Annotated in this window: 22 protein-coding genes; 11 read left to right on the forward strand and 11 right to left on the reverse strand. The window is 51.6% G+C overall.

What is annotated here, in order from left to right; translation table 11 throughout:
• Nucleotides 1-2 precede the first annotated feature (2 nt).
• From OGX94_RS18755 to tctD, 8 genes are all read right to left on the reverse strand, one after another.
• Entirely contained in the window at nt 3-1,373 is a 1,371-nt protein-coding gene (locus OGX94_RS18755; protein ID WP_003826045.1) for a hypothetical protein, read from the reverse strand.
• Nucleotides 1,370-2,581, reverse strand: coding sequence for a lipopolysaccharide biosynthesis protein (locus OGX94_RS18760; protein ID WP_003826042.1), 1,212 nt, complete (start codon nt 2,579-2,581; stop codon nt 1,370-1,372). The genes OGX94_RS18755 and OGX94_RS18760 overlap by 4 nt, the downstream gene beginning before the upstream one ends.
• The gene (locus OGX94_RS18765) at nt 2,578-4,707 is read right to left on the reverse strand and encodes a GumC family protein (protein ID WP_286569755.1); all 2,130 of its coding nucleotides are present in this window, start codon (nt 4,705-4,707) and stop codon (nt 2,578-2,580) included. Before OGX94_RS18765 ends, OGX94_RS18760 begins: the two co-directional genes overlap by 4 nt.
• 2 nt (nt 4,708-4,709) lie before the next feature.
• Nucleotides 4,710-5,267 carry a polysaccharide biosynthesis/export family protein gene (locus tag OGX94_RS18770; protein ID WP_003826038.1) on the reverse strand — a complete coding sequence of 186 codons (558 nt, stop codon included), beginning with the start codon at nt 5,265-5,267 and terminating at the stop codon, nt 4,710-4,712.
• 1 nt (nt 5,268) lies between these two features.
• Complete coding sequence (locus OGX94_RS18775) at nt 5,269-6,555, reverse strand: outer membrane beta-barrel protein (protein WP_257662016.1); 1,287 nt, start codon at nt 6,553-6,555, stop codon at nt 5,269-5,271.
• Nucleotides 6,545-7,960 carry an undecaprenyl-phosphate glucose phosphotransferase gene (locus OGX94_RS18780; RefSeq protein WP_257662017.1) on the reverse strand — a complete coding sequence of 472 codons (1,416 nt, stop codon included), beginning with the start codon at nt 7,958-7,960 and terminating at the stop codon, nt 6,545-6,547. Before OGX94_RS18780 ends, OGX94_RS18775 begins: the two co-directional genes overlap by 11 nt.
• A gap of 454 nt (nt 7,961-8,414) precedes the next feature.
• Entirely contained in the window at nt 8,415-9,827 is a 1,413-nt protein-coding gene (locus tag OGX94_RS18785) for a sensor histidine kinase (protein WP_286569759.1), read from the reverse strand.
• Nucleotides 9,814-10,488 carry a transcriptional regulator TctD gene (tctD, locus tag OGX94_RS18790; protein ID WP_003826032.1) on the reverse strand — a complete coding sequence of 225 codons (675 nt, stop codon included), beginning with the start codon at nt 10,486-10,488 and terminating at the stop codon, nt 9,814-9,816. Before tctD ends, OGX94_RS18785 begins: the two co-directional genes overlap by 14 nt.
• Nucleotides 10,489-10,641: 153 nt before the next feature.
• Here tctD and OGX94_RS18795 point away from each other — a divergent pair, with 153 nt between their 5' ends.
• Genes OGX94_RS18795 through OGX94_RS18805 form a run of 3 tightly spaced genes read left to right on the forward strand, consistent with a single transcriptional unit; the run spans nt 10,642 to nt 13,593 of the window.
• Complete coding sequence (locus OGX94_RS18795) at nt 10,642-11,619, forward strand: Bug family tripartite tricarboxylate transporter substrate binding protein (RefSeq protein WP_257662018.1); 978 nt, start codon at nt 10,642-10,644, stop codon at nt 11,617-11,619.
• A gap of 14 nt (nt 11,620-11,633) precedes the next feature.
• The gene (locus tag OGX94_RS18800; RefSeq protein ID WP_100247225.1) at nt 11,634-12,068 is read left to right on the forward strand and encodes a tripartite tricarboxylate transporter TctB family protein; all 435 of its coding nucleotides are present in this window, start codon (nt 11,634-11,636) and stop codon (nt 12,066-12,068) included.
• Nucleotides 12,069-12,078: 10 nt separating this feature from the next.
• A complete protein-coding gene (locus tag OGX94_RS18805) occupies nt 12,079-13,593 on the forward strand; it encodes a tripartite tricarboxylate transporter permease (protein ID WP_003826025.1) in 1,515 nt (504 codons plus the stop codon).
• Nucleotides 13,594-13,642: 49 nt separating this feature from the next.
• Here OGX94_RS18805 and OGX94_RS18810 read toward each other — a convergent pair whose 3' ends face one another.
• On the reverse strand, nt 13,643-14,533 hold the full coding sequence (locus OGX94_RS18810) for a LysR substrate-binding domain-containing protein (RefSeq protein WP_003826023.1): 891 nt from the start codon (nt 14,531-14,533) through the stop codon (nt 13,643-13,645).
• A 98-nt stretch (nt 14,534-14,631) separates the two neighbouring features.
• Between OGX94_RS18810 and OGX94_RS18815 the strand changes: the two genes are divergently transcribed.
• The 7 genes from OGX94_RS18815 to csiR all read left to right on the forward strand — a co-directional run bounded on the left by OGX94_RS18815 (nt 14,632) and on the right by csiR (nt 22,807).
• Complete coding sequence (locus OGX94_RS18815) at nt 14,632-15,234, forward strand: short chain dehydrogenase (protein ID WP_003826021.1); 603 nt, start codon at nt 14,632-14,634, stop codon at nt 15,232-15,234.
• Between the two features lie 248 nt (nt 15,235-15,482).
• Nucleotides 15,483-16,460 carry a glutarate dioxygenase GlaH gene (glaH, locus tag OGX94_RS18820; protein ID WP_003826020.1) on the forward strand — a complete coding sequence of 326 codons (978 nt, stop codon included), beginning with the start codon at nt 15,483-15,485 and terminating at the stop codon, nt 16,458-16,460.
• 17 nt (nt 16,461-16,477) lie between these two features.
• Nucleotides 16,478-17,746 (forward strand): L-2-hydroxyglutarate dehydrogenase, encoded by a 1,269-nt coding sequence (gene lhgD / locus OGX94_RS18825; protein ID WP_257662021.1) that lies wholly within the window; start codon nt 16,478-16,480, stop codon nt 17,744-17,746.
• A 23-nt stretch (nt 17,747-17,769) separates the two neighbouring features.
• A complete protein-coding gene (gabD, locus tag OGX94_RS18830; protein ID WP_149334867.1) occupies nt 17,770-19,218 on the forward strand; it encodes an NADP-dependent succinate-semialdehyde dehydrogenase in 1,449 nt (482 codons plus the stop codon).
• Between the two features lie 25 nt (nt 19,219-19,243).
• Nucleotides 19,244-20,527, forward strand: coding sequence for a 4-aminobutyrate--2-oxoglutarate transaminase (gene gabT / locus OGX94_RS18835; protein WP_003826013.1), 1,284 nt, complete (start codon nt 19,244-19,246; stop codon nt 20,525-20,527).
• Nucleotides 20,528-20,674: 147 nt separating this feature from the next.
• Nucleotides 20,675-22,075 carry a GABA permease gene (gabP, locus tag OGX94_RS18840; RefSeq protein ID WP_032944690.1) on the forward strand — a complete coding sequence of 467 codons (1,401 nt, stop codon included), beginning with the start codon at nt 20,675-20,677 and terminating at the stop codon, nt 22,073-22,075.
• A 45-nt stretch (nt 22,076-22,120) separates the two neighbouring features.
• Nucleotides 22,121-22,807 carry a DNA-binding transcriptional regulator CsiR gene (gene csiR / locus OGX94_RS18845; RefSeq protein ID WP_148361574.1) on the forward strand — a complete coding sequence of 229 codons (687 nt, stop codon included), beginning with the start codon at nt 22,121-22,123 and terminating at the stop codon, nt 22,805-22,807.
• Nucleotides 22,808-22,819: 12 nt separating this feature from the next.
• Here csiR and lysM read toward each other — a convergent pair whose 3' ends face one another.
• Together lysM and OGX94_RS18855 are read right to left on the reverse strand one after the other, a co-directional pair.
• A complete protein-coding gene (gene lysM, locus OGX94_RS18850; protein ID WP_063940987.1) occupies nt 22,820-23,269 on the reverse strand; it encodes a peptidoglycan-binding protein LysM in 450 nt (149 codons plus the stop codon).
• A 95-nt stretch (nt 23,270-23,364) separates the two neighbouring features.
• The gene (locus OGX94_RS18855) at nt 23,365-23,523 is read right to left on the reverse strand and encodes a YqaE/Pmp3 family membrane protein (protein WP_003037242.1); all 159 of its coding nucleotides are present in this window, start codon (nt 23,521-23,523) and stop codon (nt 23,365-23,367) included.
• Between the two features lie 183 nt (nt 23,524-23,706).
• Here OGX94_RS18855 and OGX94_RS18860 point away from each other — a divergent pair, with 183 nt between their 5' ends.
• On the forward strand, nt 23,707-24,006 hold the full coding sequence (locus OGX94_RS18860; RefSeq protein ID WP_257662022.1) for an ArsR/SmtB family transcription factor: 300 nt from the start codon (nt 23,707-23,709) through the stop codon (nt 24,004-24,006).
• Nucleotide 24,007: the final 1 nt, after the last annotated feature.

Genomic DNA, 24,007 nt, shown 5'->3' on the forward strand with positions numbered 1-24,007 from the left:
AATTACCCTACGCAGCGAAGGACGGTTCGACGAATCACTAAACTTGATCCTAGTGATAAATAGAACAGGAATTGTAACATCGGTGTAATCATCAGTATCTGGCTATAAGGTAAGCTAATTAAGCAACTAATCGCAAAAGCGTTAAACGCCGGTGCAAAGCTCAACAACTGAAGATCCTGCTGGTCCAGTTGCTCAAGCATCAGTAATGGCTTTGGCTGACAAACCTTCAGGATATAAATGAATAAGCTAATAAAGAGCAACGTGCCGATCACCCCCACTTCCCACAGCAGCATACTCAGGGAAGTCGAGTCAAGAATTAAGTTGTAGATAATATTCAAAAAGCCCGGCGACACCGTACTACCACTGTTAGTTGCATTGAGTCCGTAGCCAAATAACGTTCCTGAAAGCCCCCACAGATCGTTATTTTTCAACCAGAACAGGAACGTCGTAAAGCGCCCTAACTCACCGGTAGACATAATGTAGTTCGGATCAAAGATATAGCTTAAGGAGTCGATAAAAATACTTAACGAGCTTTTCGATGGATCGCCACCGAACGCCGTAGAATAATAGTACGCGAGGATCACAATCGACAGGCTAATAAGCAACAGCATTCCCGCCACAATAACCAATAACGTCTTCAGATTGACCTTACTAACGTCTTTGACGTAGCTCGGTGAAAGCCACACCCACGCCAGGAATATAGGCGATAGCAGAATGACAAACTTTACTTCACCAATGATGCATAACCCGATACCGAGAACAATATGCAGCGCCATGGATTTGAACGTGGTGAGTCCATGCTTATATTCTGAGACTTTTAACAACATAATTAACAGGCAAAACAGGCCCATTGCGGCAGTATTCCCGCCCCCCATGGGGTCACCGCCAAACGTGCCAACCACGGAGTCCCATTTCTCATCTTCACCACGCACCGCGACGCGCTGGGGAACAACCAGTAACACCTGATAAATCATTACCGGAATCTGCGCGTAAAACACCCAATACAGATAGCGCGTTGCGCGGTAAATCTGTGATTCCCGGCAAAAGCCCAGCAGCAAACAGATCATCACCAGCGACAGCGCAATTTCGTTTTTAAATGCCACAATCGCTACGGTGATCCCGCCCTGAATCAGCGTCGATGCTCCAGCCAGCACCAGAAACGAAAAGTACAATGCCAGGACAATCGTCTCCTGGGCATCCAGATGTAAGGAGCCATCACGCGTCTGCATCACCAATAATCCCACCATCAATAAGGTGAGGAAAAAAGGTATCCACAGCACTGACTGCATGCCGGTAAAGTATTGCACCAGGCCACACAGGATCAGCGTGACAAAGGTATAAACCTGTAAATAGTATCCGGTATTAAGCGTCATAGTATCACCGGCTTGTCTTTCAGGAGATTGGCTCGCTTATTCATTTTTAGATAAATGAAGGCGTAGCGAATAAATGTCAGTGAAGAAAACAAGATGACCGACGTTGCATAATCTTTATAAAAATAGGGCGTCACAACAAAAGCGAAGAGTACAATCGCCAGCTGTTCCAGTTGGATACGCAAAAAATAGCGATGGGAACCAAAAATAAGCTCTATCACCGTCAGAGGGCTTATCGCCAGCGCCGGGAACAAATAGGGCAACATGTAGCGTGACGTCTCAATGGAGTTAATCCAGTCTTCGCTAAAACCGAGGCGCATCACAATCGGATAGAAAATAAAAACCCCAAGGGTACAGATAACCCCTAATACCAGCAATAGCATACGTACCTTGGTATACTCCTGATAGTTAAAGGTATTATTTCTGAAGTCGATAGACCATTTGGAAAAAATAGTATTGCGCACCGCATTCCCGATGATCACCACCGGAGCCAGGCAAAAGCGGCTAACCACGGAAAAATAACCCGCCGTCAGCGCCGAGAACCAAAAGTTAATCAGCATAATAGGCAAATTGCTGCTGGCCATCGCCAGCACTTCCGCGCTGCCCACTTTGGTAATGTGATGAATATTCTGTTTGAAAAAATGCCAATTACTGGCGGGTCGCAGATGTCTGGCCGCCACCGAACGAATATCAAACGAATGCAAAATACAGCTTATGGTCAGCACCATCGTCGCGCAGGCCCACGACCAATAAAATAGTTGTACATGGTGCGTAAGAAGAACGGAAAGTACAACGACCACAGAAACAGAAATACGCTGGAAAATCAGAAAACGAAAGTTGGCCGTGCGTAGCGACAGGTTTTCTGAGATTAAAACCCACGCCGTTGCCAGCGTTAGCAAATAGAGAAACAGGATGTTCTGGTGAAACAGCCACGCGGTAAGCACGGCGTAAGGTAAGGCAATGATCGTGCTTTGGATCAGGCAAAACACAACATTCTGTACCAGTTCGTCATCCTGCTGCTTAGGAATTAACAGTTGTGATGCAAAGGTACACACCTGAGCGCCCACCACGGCGATGCTGTAGTTGAGCGCATAAAGCCCCACTTCAGCCATATCGTACTTGTGTGAAATCAACCAAATAGACAGTGCACCAATCAACTGCGAGATGACTGATGAACCGGCTATTGTGGAAGCGCTCTTCAGTAGACTCATACGCGGCCTGGCGTTGCCATCAGTTGATCGGTACTGAAGTTCAGTGAACGCAGACCTTCTTGCGTCTCAAGATCCTTTTCTTCAACTGCATTGAGCACCGCACCAATCACCACGCCGTTATTTTCCTCGATCTTATCCAGCGCGTTGGCGATTTGTCCTGCCGAACCTGCCCCGGCTTTCACAATGAAAACAACGCCATCGACGGCACGTTTGATCAGTTGAACATCCTGACTCTGATTCACAGCAGCAACATCAATAATGATGCGCTGATAATGCGATTTCAGCTCGCGCATTATGGGTTCAACATGCTCCGAAGACAGCATCAGTAAAGATGAGATGGTGCTCTTACCGTGAGGAATAAAGTCGAGATTATCACTGAGTTTGATCCGCGCCTGTTCAAGCTCTGCCTCCCCGCGCAGCAGTTCCGCTAAGCCTGCGGATGTAGCTGACGCCAGCTCGGATGTGAGCCCACCAGTGTTAAAGAAATCCGCATCAATAAGCAGTGTTTTCTGGTCGAAACTAAAAGAGTTAGCTAACAGATTCGCCAACAAAGAACGCCCATCGCCGTGCTCCGTCGACGCCACGGCGAGCGTCTGTAAAGGTCGCCTATCCAGCATAATCCGGGTACGGATACCGTGCACGATATCGGCATTAAGCGGGTTCTTCATGATCATGTCCCGCACCTGCGCGCGCCCTGAGATTCCGCTAAAACGACGAATTTCACCCAACGGAACAACATTGAGCCGTTTTTTCATGCGACTGAGGGTACCGATTGAGTTATCCATTGCCGCTTTGACAATGAAATACATGATGCAGAACACCACCACCAGCATGACCACCATCAGCAACAGCAAAGATTTATTCGGTTTCGCCGGTTTTAACGCGGGTACCGCAGGGTCGTATAACACCGCATCGGCATTCACGCCGGACAGCGACAGCTCCTGAGTACGTTGATAAAGCGATTTATACAGGTCTTCCATTTTATCTAACGACAGCTTTTGACTGTTCCAGACATCCCGTTTTGACGCCATTTTCTGGAAGATCTCTTTCTGCTCAGCCACCTGCTGTTGATAGTTTTTTTCGTCCGCCAGCGCTGCCAGATATTGCTGACGTAAACCGACCTTCAGCTCACCCAACACTCGTCCGGTCTGGCTTTGGATCGACTGAACATCGGCTTCTGCTTTTAAAATGGCAGGATTTTTTGGCCCATAGACTTTACGCTGTTCGGACAACGTTCGTTGCGCCTGAATCAACGCAATGCGCAAATCCTGGATCTGAGCGTGGTTAGAGACCGAAGGCAGCGAGATAACGCTCTCAATGGACTTACCTCCCCCGTTCACCTCGTTATAGACGGATTCAGCGGCAACCCGACGCTGGGTCGCATCGGCCAGGCGATTGGTTACGATACTTAACTGCTCGGTTTCAAAACCATCGATACCGCGGAAGGTCAGCAGCCCGGCATTTTTCAGATAGCTGTCCATCTCGTCTTTTTGCTTAGCTATCGACTTCTGAATCTCTTCCATTTTTTCAAAATTCAGTTCGCGAGCTTTCTCCACCTTCAGGCGTTTCTGCTCCACCGTGTAGTTGATGAAAGCCTGCGCGACGCCATTCGCAATGTCAGCCGCAACCTGAGGGGACGTTGATTCATAGGTAATAGACGCCAGGTTCGTCGTACGAATACCAATGACATTCAGATTTTTCGCCAGCGTTTTCAGCGCTTGCTCCATTCTCAGTTGTCGACTTTCATTGCTATCAGCCCCCTGAGCACCGGCTTTTTCCCCGGTAAACTCCGGGTTTTCATCCAGCTTCATATCACGTACGGCTTGCTCCAGCACAATACGTGAATGCATCAACGCATATTGTGTTTCGTAGTAACCACTGCGCGTTGAATCGAAACCATCAACCTGTGGAAACGGAGAAACGTTATCAGCCTGCGCCTTAATCAGCACCGTCGCCGTTGAAACATACTTTGAAGACATCATGCTGATTAACGGATACGCGACGACCCCGGCAACGATACCGGCCAGCGCGATTTTCCAGGCGTTCTTTTTCAGCTCTTTGGCAAAGAGGGAGAATTCGACACTGCTTTCTCGTTTTTTGCCGTTTTCCACTATTGATAGTTTCATCGTCAGAAGAACCCCATGCCAATAATCACGACATCCCCAGGATGAACAGAGTGCGTTAAATCGACATTCTCAAGCAGCTGATTGCTCCCTGACAGGCGAATGTTGATATCTTTTCGGTCAGCACGATCTGTAAATCCACCCGCCTGCGCAATAGATTTCTCGACGGTAAGCCCTGGCTCATAGGCGAAGCCATTTGGACTTTTTACCTCACCTGAAACATAGTATTTGCGGAACTCGGCAATACTCACCGTCACCATCGGAGATGTAAAATAATCTCCGGTCAGGCGTTGAGTTAATTCTTTAGTCACTTGATCAACGGTTTTATCTTGTAATTTAAGAGCACCAACAAACGGGAAATTAATTTCCCCGCTCTTATCCAAAATAAACCGCATCGTCATATCGGGTTGACCATGAACAGCGATATTGACCGTATCCCCCGCCCCAAGCCGGTAATCCTGCTGAACAGTAGCAGGATCGTCCATTAATCGCGGGCTGGACGCTGTGCATCCGACCAACAGGATACTGAATAGCAAAACCGCGCACAGTTCTATTATTTTCATTTTAGATCTGAACCTTAGCTTTAAGCATAATCATAGAATTATCATAACCCAACGTTCTAATGACTTCCTGATTGTCGTTGGGACCGATATAAAACGAGTCAGTATCCTTATTCGAATTTAATGTATCTATCTGATATTTAATCTCAAAATTAACCGACGGCGTGTAGTCATAGCTCATGGTGACGCTAAACACGCCATCTTTATCATGCCGATCCTTGTTCTGTTTTTTATAGTCTTCCGAAGTGAATGAGTAGTCCAATAAAGTAGAAAAACGAGTACCTAACCAGAAATGCTGGTAAGAAAGGCCATACTGGGTCACTAAAATATATCCCCCAACTTCCGATGGGTCTTTAATGCTTTGCGCAGAATGGGCCGTGAAAACAGACTGCTGTAACGGCTTCCACTCCGCTTTTATGTCCCAGTTTAGACCATTAAAATCATGCGAGTTTGCGTTGTTTTCAAATGTTTTATACAGCCATGAAATATTCATGTCGACATTGGTTTTCCCCGTCAACTGCGACTTCAGGCCATACAGCAAATAATACTCATTAGTGTCTTTATCTGAGTTGTTATCATAGCGACGCTGGTTAGTAATAAAGCTATAGCGAAAGCGCGTTCTGGATGAGTATTGGTCAAAAACTTCCGCTATCAGGCTATTTTCATGCCATTCCTGTTCCTGAATATAATTGTAGAAGTCCTCACTGCTGTCCCGAACATCAGAGGTGTTACCGAAAGTCAGTTTTTTGTATAACAATGCCAGTTCCGCTTTGCCGCGACCATCAGGCGCACCGTAGCTGTAACGCAATTCACTATTGATAAAATTCGTCGTCAGCGGAGATTTAATCCCATACTGCTCAAACTGACTCGGTAGAAAACCCTCGGTGATATCACGGCCGCGGGATTCATGCCCAAGCGAATCCTCCAGATTGAGGGTTAAGCCATGCATGAGCCCATAACGCCAGGCACCGTTAAAACGGAAAAAATGATCGTTGTAGTTATCAGCAGAATCGCTTGAGTAGTTACGATAATCCCCAGAGTACATCAGCAAATACTTATCCTGACCACGCTCTCCAATCATACTCAGAACGGGCGCAGCACTCTGAAACGAGGAACCGATAGCATCGCTGCTATGTGGCTGATAAGACACGTTATCATTATAACCATAGTCCACAACGACCTTGCCCTGGAAGTCTATCCCCGCAAAGCCAATGTGTGATTTCGGTGTTAAATCAGCCCATGCGGACTGCGATATCACGATTCCGGTAATAACGAGTAATTTAGTATGCATTCTTACCGACAAATCCTTTGAAAATAGTTTTAATAATAATTTTTATATCCAGCCATAACGACCAGTTTTGAATGTACTCAATATCGTACTGAACCCTTTTTTCCATCTTATAAAGCGCATCGATTTCCCCACGGAACCCGTTGATCTGCGCAAGCCCAGTGATCCCTGGCTTAACTTTATGGCGAATCATGTAATTTTCGACCTGTTTGCGGTACTGCTCATTATGCGTAACCGCATGAGGTCTGGGACCGACAATCGACATACTTCCCTGCAAAACATTAATAAATTGCGGAAGTTCATCCAGCGAAGTGCGGCGCAAAAAGCTCCCGAATTTGGTTACCCGTGGATCGTTTTTAGTGGCCTGAATAACCGTATCGGAATTCTCCATGACGCGCATAGAACGAAACTTCCAGACCTTAATTTTTTGCCCGCTCAAGCCATAGCGGTCCTGTTTGAAAAAAACAGGCCCACGGGACGTGAGTTTGATACCAATGGCAATCGCCAGCATCAGGGAGGAAATCATCACCATAATGACGCTGCCAAGAACCAAATCTTCCGCCCGCTTAATAAACGAGCCAGCCCCCTCAAAAGGTGAACTAAAGATACCGATAGTTTGCAGATTGTGGATGGATCGTAACTTGGACATGTTGTTACTGTAGGTATAAAAGTCAGGGACAATATAGGTATCTACGGTGGTGTCTGACATCATGGCCAAAAAGTGACGAATGCGATGTAAAGCAACCATCGGTAAAGCAATATAGATTTCGTCTATGTTTCCCTTCTTGGCTTCCTCGACCAGATTGATAACCGGACCACGAAAGGGACTTTTAACCTTATCAACGACATCGCCACAACGAGATAAGGCGCGCTCATCATAAAAGGCCAGATCTAATGTGATATTGGCGTATTCATTCATTAGTGCGGTTTCTGCGGCCAGACCATTGTCGGTCAGACCAATAATCGCCACCCGTATACTCTTTTTCGTTGAATACTTAAAAATAAAAAAACGAATGTAGTAAAGAAAAGGTAATGGAATGAAGTACCAGTAAATAATGGCTGAATAAAAAGGGGAAGGCAGTCTGTCTAAGTAGCCCAGTGACTCAGGTTCAGCCACCGTCATACTGACCAGTTCGTTAAAAAAAATCGCCAGCAGCGTACAAAAAACCAAGCGCTTTTGATTACGTAAACCGATCGTCTTAATCTTTTGCTGGTACATTTTAATGTATTCAGCAAACAGCAAGAAAAAGATGGAGAAGAGAAGACTCAAAATGGCAATGGTGTTAAAGGGCACCAAACCCAGCAAATGGGCGCTAAAAACTAACGTCACATTGATAACAATGAAATCGACCAGTTTTAAAAAGACTGGATATCCCTGGCTGCTAATCTTTAGCGATTTTTTAAGCATATCTCAGCCCATTATTTATTGATCTTTAATTGTTTTTTTCTCATTTCATGTTGCTAATTATATCACAAGTCTAAAAAACGCAATGGCACATTGTCAGTAAATGTAAAAAATAATACTCATTACTGTGACAACCCTCTCCAGTGAAATCGTATCTATATGATTTTAATGCAGTTGATATCAATAGGATTTTTATCCACCTCAGCAAAAAAGATAACCTTTAACAACATTATCGCTATTGACAGATAACATCTCATGGTCTATGAAAAAGTGTTTTATGTATGATAAATTGCACAAAAGTATTGTTTCAGTGACGTTGAATCACTTTAGCGTTACTGTTTAATACAGTAATTAAAATAAAAACAGCTGCCTTAAGACAACATTTCAAATGATATTAATAATACAATTAATTACTTTTTATTATAATTAAACAACAAATATCATCACCATGAATACCTCATACGGTAACGCTTAAAAAGCGTACCTGAACCCTCAGCCCACCTAATGTCTCACTACGCGTTAGCTGAGGATGCGTGCGATGCAGGCGAGCAATATCATTGACCAGCGCCAGGCCGATCCCGGCGCCTGGGACATTGCCTACGTTATCAAGACGATGAAACGGTAGCAGAGCCTGATGAACCATCTGCTCATCTATGCCCGGTCCGCTATCTTCGACCACCAGCGCCACGGCCTCTCCTTCTCGTTGCAGTCGGGCGGTCACCATCCCCTGTGACGGCGTGTATTTCAGTGCGTTATCCAGCAGATTCCCACACAGTTCACCGAGCAGCACTTCATCTCCCTCGACCCACACCGCATCCTGTTCCCCTTCATAGCCCAGATCGATCCCTTTACTACGCGACTGCGCCAGTCGGGTAAAACAGCTGGTTTGCACCACCTCATACAGATTAACCGGCGAGAAATGCCTTTCCCCCTGCTCCTTGCGCTTCACCGCAGACAACTGCAACAGCCTCTCCGTCAGTTGAATGGTATTATCGAGCGTGCTACTCATGGCTTGTAAACTCTCATACCATTGCCGCGGTTCGGTGCTGGCGAGAGCCACCGATGCCTGAGTTTTCAGTACCGCCAACGGCGTTTTGAGCTGATGGGAAGCATCCGCGCTGAAGCGCTCCTGACGAGAGATCAGACCGCGAAGTCGGTCCAGATAACGGTTGAAAGCCACAATCAGCAGACGGGTTTCCGACCATGGCAGCAGTTCCGGCAGCGGTGTCAGCAAGCCTGGCTCACGACGCACCATCAGCGATGAAAGCTGGCGCATCGGGCGTAGCACCCGGCGCAGCAGCCAGCCAACCAGCACCAGAGTCAGTAGCACCAGCAGCCCTTGCGAAACCCACGAGGAAAACAGCAGCTGTCGCGCCAGATAGCGCCGCGATTGCAGCGTTTCGGCAACATAAATCTCCGCCATGCCGACAATGCCGCCTTCGTTGACGGGCTGCAGAAGACGTGCCACGCGGATTGCCTCACCGCGATATTCAGTGTGATAAAACCATGCCAGCGCCGGATAAAGCCGCGTGCGCGAGGTAGCTGGCGGCATCGCCGGTAAATCGTCATAACCAGAGATAACCTTCCCCGCCGGATCAACCACTTTGTAGTACAGTCGGTCATTCATATTCAATTCAAAGCTGTCCAGCACCACCCATGGCTCGTTCACTTCCAGCTGTTTATTGCGCACCACCAGCCGCTCGGAAACGGTCCTGGCGGATGAAAGGAGCGTGCGGTCATACGCCTGGGTCGCCGCCTGTAGCGCACTGACATAGCTGTTAAATGCCGACAGCCCCCACAGCAACATGAGCGGCAAGCCCAGAAACATCAGCAGTTGCAGGTACAACGATTGGGGTTTAACCCACTTCATCGCTACGCTCCAGCACATAGCCCAGACCGCGCAGCGTAGCAATACGCACATCGCTTCCCTGTAGCTTTTTGCGCAAACGATGGATATACAGCTCAATGCTTTCGGGACTAACCTCATCACTCAGGCTGAAGACCTGCTCAAACAACTGCTGACGTGAAACCGGCCGCAACCGACGGTACATCAGCACCGTCAACAGCGCCTGTTCACGTGGCGTGAGCGCCAACGGCTGCCCCTGCAACAGAAAATAGCCTTCATCGTGAAACGCCAGCTCCCCCAGTTGCTGTATGCCTTGCACCTGTCCCGCACTGCGACGCAGCAAGGCCCGCAGCCGGGCATCCAGTTCCTCGATTTCAAACGGCTTTGCCAGATAATCATCGGCTCCGACGTTCAACCCTTTCACCCTATCGGCCACCGCGCTACGCGCCGTCAGCAGCAGGACAGGAAGCGTCTGCCCGCGTTTGCGCAGCCGCTGAACGACTTCCAGACCATCCAGCCCCGGCATATTGATGTCCAGCACCGCCAGCGCATACGTTTCGCTATGTAAAAGATGGTCGGCTGCCAGGCCATCAAACACGCAGTCAACGGCAAAACCGTTTTGCACCAGCGCTTTCTCCAGCCAGTGAGCTAACTCACGGTTATCTTCCGCTAATAAGAGACGCATATCACATCCTGTAAAGTTTCTGCCGCATTGAAAGGGAATTGAAAGGTTAATGTTTTAACAATCACGCAACCGAACTGCTACACATCGGCTCACATAATCACAAAAATCTTCTTCCGTACCCGAAAATCCGGTTTTCCGGCGTGAGGATAAACAATGAAAAAACAGTTACTTCGTACCCTTACTGCAAGCATTTTATTGATGAGTACCTCTGTACTGGCGGAACAAGCGCCATCGCGCACTGAATGTATCGCCCCTGCTAAACCCGGCGGCGGTTTCGATCTCACCTGTAAGTTGATTCAGGTGAGCATGATGGAAACCGGCGCTATCGAAAAACCGATGCGCGTCACCTACATGCCCGGTGGCGTTGGTGCCGTGGCCTATAACGCGATCGTCGCTCAACGCCCGGCTGAAGCGGGAACCGTAGTGGCCTTCTCCGGCGGCTCACTGCTGAACCTGTCACAGGGCAAGTTTGGTCGCTACGGCGTGGATGATGTCCGCTGGCTGGCAAGTGTGGGTACCGACTACGGCATGATTGCCGTGCGCCAGGACTCACCGTGGAAAACGCTGAAAGATCTGCTGACGGCAATGGAAAAAGACCCTAACAGCGTGGTCATTGGTGCAGGTGCCTCTATCGGTAGCCAGGACTGGATGAAGTCGGCGCTGCTGGCGCAAAAAGCCAATGTCGATCCACACAAGATGCGCTATGTGGCCTTTGAAGGCGGTGGCGAGCCGGTTACCGCACTGATGGGCAATCACGTGCAGGTGGTTTCCGGCGATCTCAGTGAGATGGTGCCTTACCTCAGCGGCGACAAAATCCGCGTGCTCGCGGTGTTCTCTGATGAACGCCTGCCGGGACAGTTAGCCAACGTGCCAACCGCCAAAGAGCAGGGTTATGACCTCGTGTGGCCTATCATTCGTGGCTTCTACGTTGGGCCAAAAGTCAGCGTCGCCGAGTATCAGTGGTGGGTTGATGCCTTTAACAAACTCCAGCAGACCGATGAGTTTAAAAAGCAGCGCGATCTGCGCGGCCTGTTTGAATTCAACATGAGTGGCAAACAGCTCGACGACTACGTGAAAAAGCAGGTCACGGATTATCGTGAGCAGGCGAAAGCCTTCGGTCTGGCGAAGTAAACGCAGAGGCAAAGATGATGAGCGATCGTATTTTCGCAGGTATCTGGCTGTTGCTCTGCATAGCCGGGCTGTTCGTGGCCTGGCAAATCAGCAGCGAATACAGCTATGAACCCGTAGGGCCGCGTCCCTTCCCGCTTGGCATTATCGGTCTGATGTTGGTCTGTGCCGTGGCGCTGCTGTTGCGCCATCCGGACACCATCAGTTGGCCCCGTCGCCACGTGCTGCAAAAGCTGCTGACGATGGTCATTGTTCTGTTGATGTACGCCTGGGGTTTTGAGTGGCTCGGTTTTCCCATCGCCACCGCCATTCTCACCGTGGTGATTGGCATGCTGTTCGGTGCAACCATCCCGGCTGCGGGTATTTCCGGCGCGGTGCTCGGCATTCTGCTGTGGTATGCCTTTGACCGACTGCTTGACGTCACCTTACCACTCGGCGCCTGGCTGGGTTAACGGAGAAACGATGGATACCTGGATTTATCTTTCTCAGGGTTTCGCGGTGGCAATGACACCGGAAAACCTGGTCATCGCCTTGATAGGCTGTTTTGTCGGCACCATTGTGGGTTTGCTGCCCGGCCTTGGACCGATCAACGGCGTGGCGATCCTGCTGCCGCTGGCCTTTGCTTTGCATCTGCCCGCAGAATCCGCGCTGATCCTGCTGGCTACAGTCTACATAGGCTGTGAATATGGCGGGCGCATCTCCTCCATCCTGTTGAATGTTCCCGGCGATGCGGCGGCGATTATGACCGCGCTGGATGGTTACCCGATGGCGCAGCAAGGACGCGGTGGCGTGGCGCTCTCTATCTCGGCGGTCAGCTCTTTCTTTGGTTCGCTTATCGCCATCGGCGGCATCATTCTGTTTGCCCCGGCGTTAGCCCAATGGTCGCTGGCCTTCGGTCCAGCGGAGTACTTTGCCTTAATGGTTTTCGCCATTGCCTGTCTCGGCAGCATGATGGCGCAAAATCCGCTGAAATCATTTCTGGCAGCGCTTATCGGTCTCGGACTTGCGACCGTCGGCGTAGACGCCAACACCGGGGTTTATCGCTTTACTTTTGACAGTGTCCATCTCTCTGACGGTGTGCAGTTTATCGTGGTGGTGATTGGGCTGTTCTCTGTCTCTGAAATATTGTTAATGCTGGAACATACCAGCAGTGGCCAGACGCTGGTGCGTAAAACGGGCCGCATGTTGTTCAACGCCAAAGAAGGCGCACAGTGCGTAGGGGCCACCCTGCGTTCATCAGTGATTGGCTTTTTCGTCGGCGTTCTGCCTGGCGCTGGCGCCACCATTGCCAGTGCCATCACCTACATGACCGAGAAAAAGCTCAGCGGCAACAGCGACAGCTTTGGCAAGGGGGATATTCGCGGCGTTGCGGCGCCAGAAGCCGCCAACAACGCCTCGGCCTGCGGCTCTTTTATTCCGATGCTGACGCTCGGCGTGCCGGGCTCCGGTACCACGGCGGTGATGATGGGCGCGCTAACGCTGTACAACATCACCCCGGGTCCAGCCATGTTTACCGAGCAGCCGGATATCGTTTGGGGGCTGATTGCAGCGCTGCTGATTGCTAACGTAATGCTGCTGGTGATGAACATTCCACTGATCGGTCTGTTTACCCGCATGCTGACCATCCCGCTGTGGTTTTTGGTACCGGCTATCGCGGCAGTTTCCGCGGTTGGCGTGTACGCCGTTCACAGCACCACCTTCGATTTGGTATTGATGGTCGCCCTCGGCGTGCTGGGCTACATCCTGCGTAAAATGCACTTCCCAATGTCGCCATTGATTCTGGGCTTCGTTCTCGGGGAAATGCTGGAGCAGAACCTGCGCCGGGCGTTGTCTATCAGTAACGGCAGTATGGATATTCTGTGGGCCAGCGGCGTGGCGAAAGTGCTGCTGGTGATGGCGGTACTGGTTATCGTGGTCCCGCCGGTGCTGCGCATGATCCGTAAACGCAACAGCAAACCGCAGGTGGATATCGGCTAACAAATTGCCGGATGGCGGCGCTATTGCGCCCTATCCGGCATTTTCATCTTCAGCGCAAACTTCGCGTTCCTTCCAGCAGGTGCTCAACAAACCGTGTCAGCTTAGGCAACGGACGCAAATCCTGTCGCCACAGCAAATGAATTGGCCGCGGCTGCGGCGTAAACCCTTCCAGGATCCGAATCAATTTCCCCGTAGCCAGTTCTTGCGCCAGCAGCACCTCAGGTTGCAATAACAGCCCAGCCCCCGCTACTGCCGCCATACGCAGGCCATGACCATCGTTACAGCGCAGGATCGCATCGCGCTTCCATCTGACCTCCCCCGTCACGCCAGGCAGTATCCACTCGTTGCGAGCCGTCCACACGGTATGGGACAGGCACAGATGATCCACCAGATCCGCGGGCGTCCGGGGGGTGCCATGGCGGGCAAGATAATCTGGCGAAGCACAAATTGCCATACGGTAGGGACACAGGTATTTCGCCACCACGTCTGTCTGATGGATATCGCCAATGCGGATCGCCAGATCGACACCTTCATTCACCAGATCAACCATCCGGTTGGTGAGATCCAGTTCAATACGCACCTCTGGCCAGGTCTGTAAAAACGCAGCGGCCAGCGGCGAGATCACGCAAGCGCCAAAAGAAGTGGGCGCGCTAATGCGCAGCGTCCCCGCAGGTGCCAGCCGCAGACGTTCTACTGAACGTTCGGCTATCGATACCTGCTCCAGCACACGACGGGCTTCTTCAAAATAGACACGTCCGGCATCGGTCAGACTCTGGCGGCGCGTATTGCGCTCCAGCAAACGCGTGCCGAGCTGCGCTTCCAGTTGGGTGATATATTTTCCCACCATCACCGCAGACATCTCGAGCCTCGTCGCCGCAGAAGTAAAGCTCCCACTCTCCACCACGGCGACAAACGTTTCCATGCCGCGCAGTTTATCCATATTACAAACCCCTGGTTAGTAATCATCTAACTTTTAGCCAGTTTATCTGATTTCATTTTCATTAAAGAATAGCGGCTCACACTATTGCGGAGGTGGTTATGAAAATCGTCATTATTGGTGCCAGTGGTACAGTGGGTCGCGCAGTTACAGAAGCATTGAGCCGTAAACATGAGGTGGTCCGCGTGGGTCGCACTCAGGGGGATTACCAGGTCGATATCACCTCGCAGGAGAGTGTCGAGGCCTTGTTTGAAAAAGTCGGTCGGGTAGATGCGATCGTTTCCGCCACCGGTAATCTGTTCTTTGGGCCGCTGTCGACAATGACCGACCAGGACTTTAATCAGGGGCTTCAGGATAAGCTATTAGGCCAGATACGCCTGGCATTAACCGGGCAGCATTTTCTGAATGCTGGCGGATCGATAACGTTAATTAGCGGCATTATCGCCCACGAGCCCATCGCACAGGGGACAAACGCCGCAACGATTAATGCCGGGCTGGAAGGATTTGTTCGCGCCGCGGCCTGTGAACTAGGCCATGGTCAACGCATTAACCTGATAAGTCCGACCGTGCTGAGTGAATCCGCCGAAGCTTACGACAGTTTCTTCCCGGGCTTTGAAAGCGTGCCCGCCACCACCGTCGCCAACGCCTACCGCCGCAGTGTGGAAGGCATCCAAACCGGGCGTATTTATAAAGTCGGTTACTGACTTTGCCGCTGCCGTTGACTCATCACCAACGGCAGCGTGATTAACCCACTGTTTTAAAATACTTTATCTTTTCCCTCGCATTAACCCACACCCTTCATAATGTTAAATAATTGTTGCTTTTGATCACAAATAATAAACAAACAAACTCATTCTGTGCGCGTTTTTCAAAAATGTAGATATTTTTAATTTATGGCTATGAAACGAGCTGCGCCATATCTCCCTGACAATCTACTGAGAGGAACGATTTGATGAACGCACTGACTGCCGTAAAACCGAACGCTGAAGATCCAGCCCAGCACTACAGCGGTTTCACGCTGAAACCGTCAGCCCAATCCCCACGCCTGCTGGAGCTGACTTTTTCTGCTGAGACCACTGAGCAATTTCTGCAGGCCGTCGCGCAGTGGCCGGTTCAGGCGCTGGAATACAAATCCTTCTTGCGCTTCAAAGTGGGCAAAATCCTCGACGACCTGTGCGGCAATCAGTTACAGCCCCTGCTACTGAAAACCCTGCTCGATCGTGCCGAAGGCGCACTGCTAATCAATGCCGTTGGCGTAGACGACGTGGCGCAGGCGGAAGAGATGGTCAAGCTGGCAACGGCGGTAGCGCACCTCATCGGACGCTCTAATTTTGATGCGATGAGCGGTCAATATTACGCTCGTTTTGTGGTGAAAAACGTCGATAACTCAGACAGCTATCTGCGCCAGCCTCACCGAGTGATGGAATTGCACAACGACGGAACCTACCTCGAAGAAATCACCGATTACGTGCTGATGATGAAGATCGACGAGCAGAACATGACCGGCGGTAACTCGCTGCTACTGCACCTCGACGACTGGGAGCATCTGGAGCAGTACTTTACCCATCCTCTGGCGCGTCGCGCCATGCGCTTTGCCGCACCGCCAAGCAAAAACGTCAGTCAGGAAGTGTTCCATCCGGTATTTGACGTTGACCAGCAGGGCCGCCCGGTAATGCGCTACATCGACCAGTTCGTCCAGCCAAAAGACTATGAAGAAGGCGTCTGGCTGAGTGACCTGTCCGATGCGCTGGAAACCAGCAAGAGCATTATTTCCGTTCCGGTTTCAGTAGGTAAATTCCTGCTGATCAACAACCTGTTCTGGCTGCACGGGCGCGATCGTTTCACTTCGCATCCGGACTTGCGCCGCGAACTGATGCGCCAGCGTGGTTATTTTGCGTACGCGACAAACCACTACCAGACCCATCAGTAAGCGCGAAGGAAAAGCGGATGTATGATTTTGTGATTATTGGCGGCGGCATTATCGGCATGTCGACCGCCATGCAATTGATTGATGTCTATCCGGACGCCAAAATCGCGCTACTGGAAAAAGAGCCCGGCCCGGCCTGCCACCAGACGGGCCATAACAGCGGCGTCATTCACGCCGGGGTCTATTACACCCCCGGCAGCCTGAAGGCTCAGTTTTGCCTGGCCGGAAATCGCGCCACAAAAGCCTTTTGCGACCAAAACGGTATCCGCTACGACGTCTGCGGAAAAATGCTGGTTGCCACCTCCGCTCTGGAAATGGAGCGCATGCGCGCGCTTTGGGATCGCACCGCCGCTAACGGTCTGGAGCGCGAATGGCTGAATGCGCAGGAACTTCGCGAGCGTGAACCCAATATCACCGGACTGGGCGGCATTTTTGTCCCGTCGAGCGGGATTGTCAGCTACCGCGAAGTCACCGCCGCGATGGCGAAAATTTTCCAGGCCAAAGGCGGTGAGATTATTTACAACGCCGAGGTCAGCGCGCTGAAAGAGCATGCTGCGGGCGTGATTGTCCGTACCCGTCAGGGCCAGGAATATGAAGGCGCGACGTTGATTAGCTGTTCTGGCCTGATGGCGGACCGACTGGTAAAAATGCTCGGCGTTGAACCTGGCTTTATCATCTGTCCGTTCCGGGGCGAATATTTCCGCCTGGCGCCAGAACATAATCAGATAGTTAACCATTTGATCTACCCCATCCCCGACCCGGCGATGCCGTTTCTCGGCGTTCATCTGACCCGGATGATTGACGGCAGCGTCACCGTCGGCCCCAACGCGGTACTGGCATTTAAACGTGAAGGCTACCGTAAACGTGACTTCTCGCTCAGCGATACGCTGGAGATCCTCGGCTCTTCTGGTATTCGCCGTGTGCTGCAAAACAACCTGCGCTCAGGGCTTGGTGAAATGAAGAATTCGCTGTGCAAAAGCGGTTATCTGCGGCTGGTACAAAAGTACTGCCCGAGCCTGACGCTCAAGGATCTGCAACCGTGGCCTGCGGGCGTACGGGCACAGGCGGTATCACCTGATGGCAAACTTATCGACGATTTTCTGTTTGTCACCACGCCGCGCTCAATTCACACCTGTAACGCCCCTTCTCCGGCGGCAACGTCGGCGATCCCTATCGGCGCACATATTGTCAGCAAAGTTCATGCGCTGCTGGAGAACCAGAGTAATCCCGGACGCACGCTGCGTACGGCACGTAGCGTGGAGACATTACACGCCGCATTTACCCGTTAAACCGATTAAGACAGGAAGCAATCATGCAACTTAACGATCCAACCTTATTTCGCCAGCAGGCACTGATCGACGGCAACTGGCGTGACGCCAACAGCGGCGAGACCATCGCGGTAACCAATCCCGCCAACGGTCAGCAATTGGGTAGCGTACCTAAAATGGGGGCAGATGAAACCCGCGAAGCGATTAACGCCGCTAACCGCGCTCTGCCGGCCTGGCGTGCGCTGACCGCCAAAGAGCGAGCCAATATCCTGCGCCGCTGGTTCAACCTGATGATTGAGCATCAGGACGATCTCGCCCACCTGATGACCCTGGAACAGGGTAAACCGCTGGCGGAGGCCAAAGGCGAAATCACCTATGCCGCCTCATTTATTGAGTGGTTTGCCGAAGAGGGCAAACGCATCTATGGCGATACGATCCCTGGTCATCAGGCCGATAAGCGTCTGATCGTCATCAAGCAGCCGATCGGCGTTACCGCCGCGATTACGCCGTGGAACTTCCCCTCAGCGATGATCACCCGTAAAGCCGGTCCGGCGCTGGCAGCTGGCTGTACGATGGTGCTTAAACCCGCCAGCCAGACCCCTTACTCCGCACTGGCGCTGGCAGAACTGGCTAATCGCGCCGGGATCCCGGCAGGCGTTTTCAGCGTAGTGACCGGTTCTGCAAGCGAGGTTGGTAACGAGCTGACCGGCAACCCGCTGGTGCGCAAGCTGTCATTTACCGGCTCGACCGAAATCGGCCGTCAGTTAATGCAGCAGTGCGCCAAAGACATCAAAAAAGTATCGCTGGAACTGGGCGGCAATGCGCCGTTTATCGTCTTTGACGATGCCGATCTTGATAAAGCCGTGGAGGGCGCGCTGGCATCGAAGTTCCGTAACGCTGGTCAAACCTGCGTCTGCGCCAACCGCCTGTACGTGCAGGACGGCGTGTATGAGCGCTTTGCTGAAAAACTCCAGCAGGCGGTGAGCAAGCTGCATCTCGGCGATGGTCTGCAACCTGACGTCACCACCGGACCGCTGATCGACGATAAAGCGGTTGCCAAAGTGCAGGAACACATCGCCGACGCTCTGGATAAAGGCGCGCGCATTATCACGGGCGGCAAGCCTCACGCGCTGGGCGGTAACTTCTTCCAGCCCACCATCCTGGTGGATGTGCCAGATAACGCGAAGGTCGCCAAAGAAGAAACGTTCGGACCGCTGGCTCCGCTGTTTCGTTTTAAAGACGAAGCTGACGTCATCGCTCAGGCCAACGACACCGAGTTTGGTCTGGCCGCCTATTTCTACGCCCGTGATTTAAGCCGCGTCTTCCGCGTTGGCGAAGCGCTGGAGTACGGCATCGTCGGGATTAACACCGGTATTATCTCCAACGAAGTCGCCCCGTTTGGGGGGATAAAAGCCTCCGGTCTTGGCCGTGAAGGATCGAAATACGGCATCGAAGACTACTTAGAAATCAAATATATGTGCATCGGCCTTTAATAAAACAAATACTGGAGAACACCTGATGAGCACCAACAAAGAACTCATGCAACGTCGCAGCAACGCCGTTCCCCGTGGCGTAGGACAGATCCACCCTATTTTTGCCGAGCGGGCAGAAAACTGTCGGGTCTGGGACGTTGAAGGCCGTGAATTCCTCGACTTTGCTGGCGGTATTGCGGTGCTGAACACCGGTCACCTGCATCCGCAGATCGTCTCTGCGGTAGAAGCGCAGTTGAAAAAGCTGTCTCATACCTGTTTCCAGGTGCTGGCCTATGAGCCGTACCTGGAGCTGTGTGAAATCATGAATAAGAAAGTGCCGGGTGATTTCGCCAAGAAAACCCTGCTGGTGACCACCGGCTCTGAAGCGGTGGAAAACGCGGTGAAAATCGCCCGCGCCGCCACCAAGCGTACGGGGACTATCGCCTTTAGCGGCGCTTACCACGGTCGTACCCACTACACCCTGTCACTGACCGGGAAAGTCAATCCGTACTCCGCCGGAATGGGGCTGATGCCGGGCCACGTGTATCGTGCGCTTTATCCTTGCCCGCTGCACGGCATCAGTGAAGATGATGCTATCGCCAGCATTCACCGCATTTTCAAAAACGATGCCGCGCCAGAAGACGTCGCCGCCATCGTGATTGAACCCGTTCAAGGCGAAGGCGGTTTTTACGCGGCCTCTCCTTCCTTTATGCAACGGCTGCGCGCCATTTGTGACGAACACGGGATCATGCTGATTGCCGATGAAGTACAGAGCGGTGCGGGTCGCACCGGTACGCTGTTTGCCATGGAGCAGATGGGCGTTGCACCCGATCTCACCACCTTCGCCAAATCCATCGCCGGCGGCTTCCCGCTGGCGGGCGTGACCGGACGCGCCGAAGTCATGGACGCAATCCCACCGGGCGGTCTTGGCGGTACCTATGCCGGTAACCCAATTGCCTGCGCCGCCGCGCTGGCGGTACTGAACATTTTCGAGCAGGAAAATCTGTTGCAAAAAGCCAACGAGCTGGGACAAACCCTGCGCGAAGGCCTGCTGGCTATCGCGGAAACCCATCGCGAGATTGGCGACGTACGCGGGCTGGGCGCGATGATTGCTATCGAACTGTTCGAAGATGGCGATCGCACGAAACCAGACGCCAAACTGACTGCGGAAGTAGTGGCGCGTGCACGTGAGAAAGGACTGATCCTGCTCTCCTGCGGACCTTACTACAACGTGCTGCGCATTCTTGTCCCGCTGACCATTGAAGATGCGCAAATCCGCCAGGGGCTGGACATTATCGCCCAGTGTTTTGCCGAGGCAAAGCAGGGTTAACCCCCCGAATAAAAACGTGAAATTGTAGGCCGGATAAAGCGCAAGCGCTGCCATCCGGCAATGTTGTGATGCCCGGTGGCGCTACGCTTACCGGGCCTACGGGTAAGGTGCAGGAAGCGACGTCAATAACAATAACGAGGTTTAAAGATGGGGCAAGTGTCACAATCACATGATTTAGGGGGCGGGCTGAAATCACGCCACGTCACCATGCTGTCTATTGCCGGGGTAATCGGCGCAAGTTTGTTCGTCGGTTCAAGTGTGGCGATTGCAGAAGCCGGTCCCGCAGTATTATTAGCCTATCTGTTCGCCGGATTGCTGGTGGTGATGATTATGCGCATGCTGGCCGAAATGGCCGTTGCCACCCCGGATACCGGTTCTTTTTCCACTTACGCCGATAAGGCCATTGGCCCGTGGGCGGGTTACACCATCGGCTGGTTGTACTGGTGGTTCTGGGTGTTAGTTATCCCTCTGGAAGCGAATATTGCCGCCATCATTCTGCACTCCTGGGTACCGGGCATTCCTATCTGGCTGTTTTCTCTGGTTATCACGCTGGCGTTAACCGGCAGTAACTTGCTGAGCGTTAAAAATTACGGTGAATTCGAGTTCTGGCTGGCGCTGTGCAAAGTGGTTGCCATTCTGGCGTTTATTACCCTCGGTGCGGCGGCGATTAGCGGTTTCTACCCTTATGCCGAAGTTAGCGGAGTTTCACGCCTGTGGGATCAGGGCGGCTTTATGCCCAACGGTTTTGGCGCCGTGATCAGCGCGATGTTAATCACCATGTTCTCCTTTATGGGCGCGGAGATAGTTACCATCGCCGCCGCCGAATCCGATACCCCGGATAAACATATTGTTCGCGCCACCAACTCGGTTATCTGGCGTATCTCTATCTTCTATCTGTGCTCTATTTTTGTGGTGGTGGCGCTGATCCCGTGGAATATGCCGGGCCTGAAAGAAGTCGGTTCTTATCGCTCGGTGCTGGAGCTACTGCATATCCCGCACGCGAAATTGATCATGGACTGCGTCATTTTACTGTCGGTGACCAGCTGTCTTAACTCCGCGCTGTATACGTCATCGCGTATGCTCTACTCCCTGAGCCGCCGTGGCGATGCCCCCGCCTTTATGGGTAAAACGAACCGCAGCAAAACGCCTTATGTGGCGGTGTTACTGTCGACAGGTGCCGCGTTCCTCACCGTCATCGTCAATTATTACGCCCCGGCCAAGGTATTTAAATTCCTGATCGACAGCTCCGGTGCCATCGCGCTGCTGGTGTATCTGGTCATTGCCGTTTCTCAACTGCGGATGCGCAAAATCCTGCTGGCGCGAGGCGGTGAAATTAAACTGAAAATGTGGCTCTATCCGTGGCTTACCTGGCTGGTCATCGCGTTTATTATCTTTGTGCTGGTGGTCATGCTGTTTCGCCCGGCACAACAGCTGGAAGTTATCTCTACCGGGTTGTTAGCCATAGGAATTATTTGCACCGTGCCCATTATGTCACGCTGGAAAAAACTGCTATCGTGGCAAAAAGCACCATTGCAAAATACGCATTAAACCTGTTCCCGGCTCAGGCCGGGAAATCCTTTCAGGAGTATGACCATGACCGCCATTCCCCAACCGACGGCCATTGATGGATACCGCTGGCTGAAGAACGACATCATCCGCGGTGTGTATCAGCCTGATGAAAAACTGCGTATGAGCCTGCTAACCTCACGCTATGAGCTAGGTGTGGGACCGCTGCGCGAAGCGCTTTCGCAGTTAGTTGCCGAGCGGTTAGTGACGGTGGTTAATCAGAAAGGGTATCGTGTCGCCCCGATGTCAGAGCAGGAGTTGCTCGATATTTTCGATGCCCGCGCCAATATGGAAGCCATGCTGGTCGCGCTGGCCATTGAACGCGGCGACGACGCCTGGGAAGCTGAAATTCTGGCGCGCGCACATATGCTCAGTAAGCTTGAGGCCATTGACGCCAGCGAACAGATGCTCGACGAGTGGGATCAGCGCCACCAGGCGTTTCACTCGGCGATTGTCGCCGGCTGTGGTTCACAATATCTGTTGCAAATGCGTGAACGGCTGTTTTCTCTGGCGGCGCGCTACCGGTTTATCTGGCTACGTAAAACGGTGCTGTCGGTTGAAATGCTGGAAGACAAACACGATCAGCACAAGACGCTGACCGAAGCGATTCTGGCACGTGATGCCGCGCACGCCAGCGAATTAATGCGCCAGCACTTGCTGACGCCGATTCCGATAATTCAACAGGCTATGTCCGGTAAATTGCTGACGCAATAAGCCTGAATAATATTACTGTTCCGGAATACGTAAAACCTGCCCAGGATAGATTTTATCCGGGCTTTTCAGCATTGGTTTATTCGCTTCAAATATCTGGTTATACAGGTTGGCATTACCGTAAACCTGTTTGGCAATAGCGCTCAGGGTATCCCCAGATTTCACGGTATAAAACTGGCTTTCGCTCGCGGGTGCAGAGGTTTTAACCTGATCGTCTACGCTGGCGATACCGGAGATATTACCAATCGCGATCAGAATTTTTTCTTTCGCTTCCTGACTTAATCCCTCACCAGAAACAGTGGCTTTGCCTTCGTTAATTTGCACGTCCACTTTATCCGCATCAGGGATGCCGGTTTTGTTCAGGTGTTCCTGCACTTTTTTTGCCAGATCGGCTGTGTCATGGTTTCCAGTGACTGCATCCCACAGTTTTTCACCTGCATCTTTTACAAAATTGAAGAGTCCCATATCCACCTCGGTAATTAACAATCAACACCCAAAAGTGTAGCAGAGGAGAAAGGGGCACAAAGAAAACGGCGCCAAAGCGCCGTAGTAGAAAGGAATTAGTTACGCGTCTGTATCCAGAAGGCATGGATCAAACCAGGAATGTAGCCCAGCAGCGTCAGAACGATATTGAGGATAAATGCCCAGCCGAATCCCTTCCCCAGCAGCACGCCAAGCGGGGGCAGAATAATAGTAAAAACGATTCTCCAGAAACCCATACACACTCCCTACAAGCAAAAATTAATCATTGTTTAAAAAGAGATTTTATCTCTAAGAGTAGCCATTCTACCCAACTCTGCCAGCATTCCGCGGCTGTTTTACCCTCCTTTACGCTCTTTACGCTGGCGTACGTTGGTTACTTATTTTAGAATACGCTTAATTTAGATCATGCTTAAATACATATGACTGAACTTGAACAACTCCAGGCCAGCGCTGAACAGGCTGCCGCCCTGCTAAAAGCGATGAGTAACCCGAAACGGTTGCTGATTTTGTGCATGCTCTGTGGTTCACCCGGTACCAGCGCGGGTGAGTTATCCCGTGTTACCGGCCTTAGCCCTTCCGCCACATCCCAGCATCTGGCGCGTATGCGTGAAGAAGGTCTGATAGAAAGCCAGCGCGATGCTCAGCGCATCCTCTACTCCATTAAAAATGCGGCTGTGAATTCGTTGATCGCCACATTAAAAACACTGTATTGCCCATAAG

This window comes from Citrobacter sp. Cpo037 (assembly GCF_030332945.1).
Lineage (GTDB): Bacteria > Pseudomonadota > Gammaproteobacteria > Enterobacterales > Enterobacteriaceae > Citrobacter > Citrobacter portucalensis.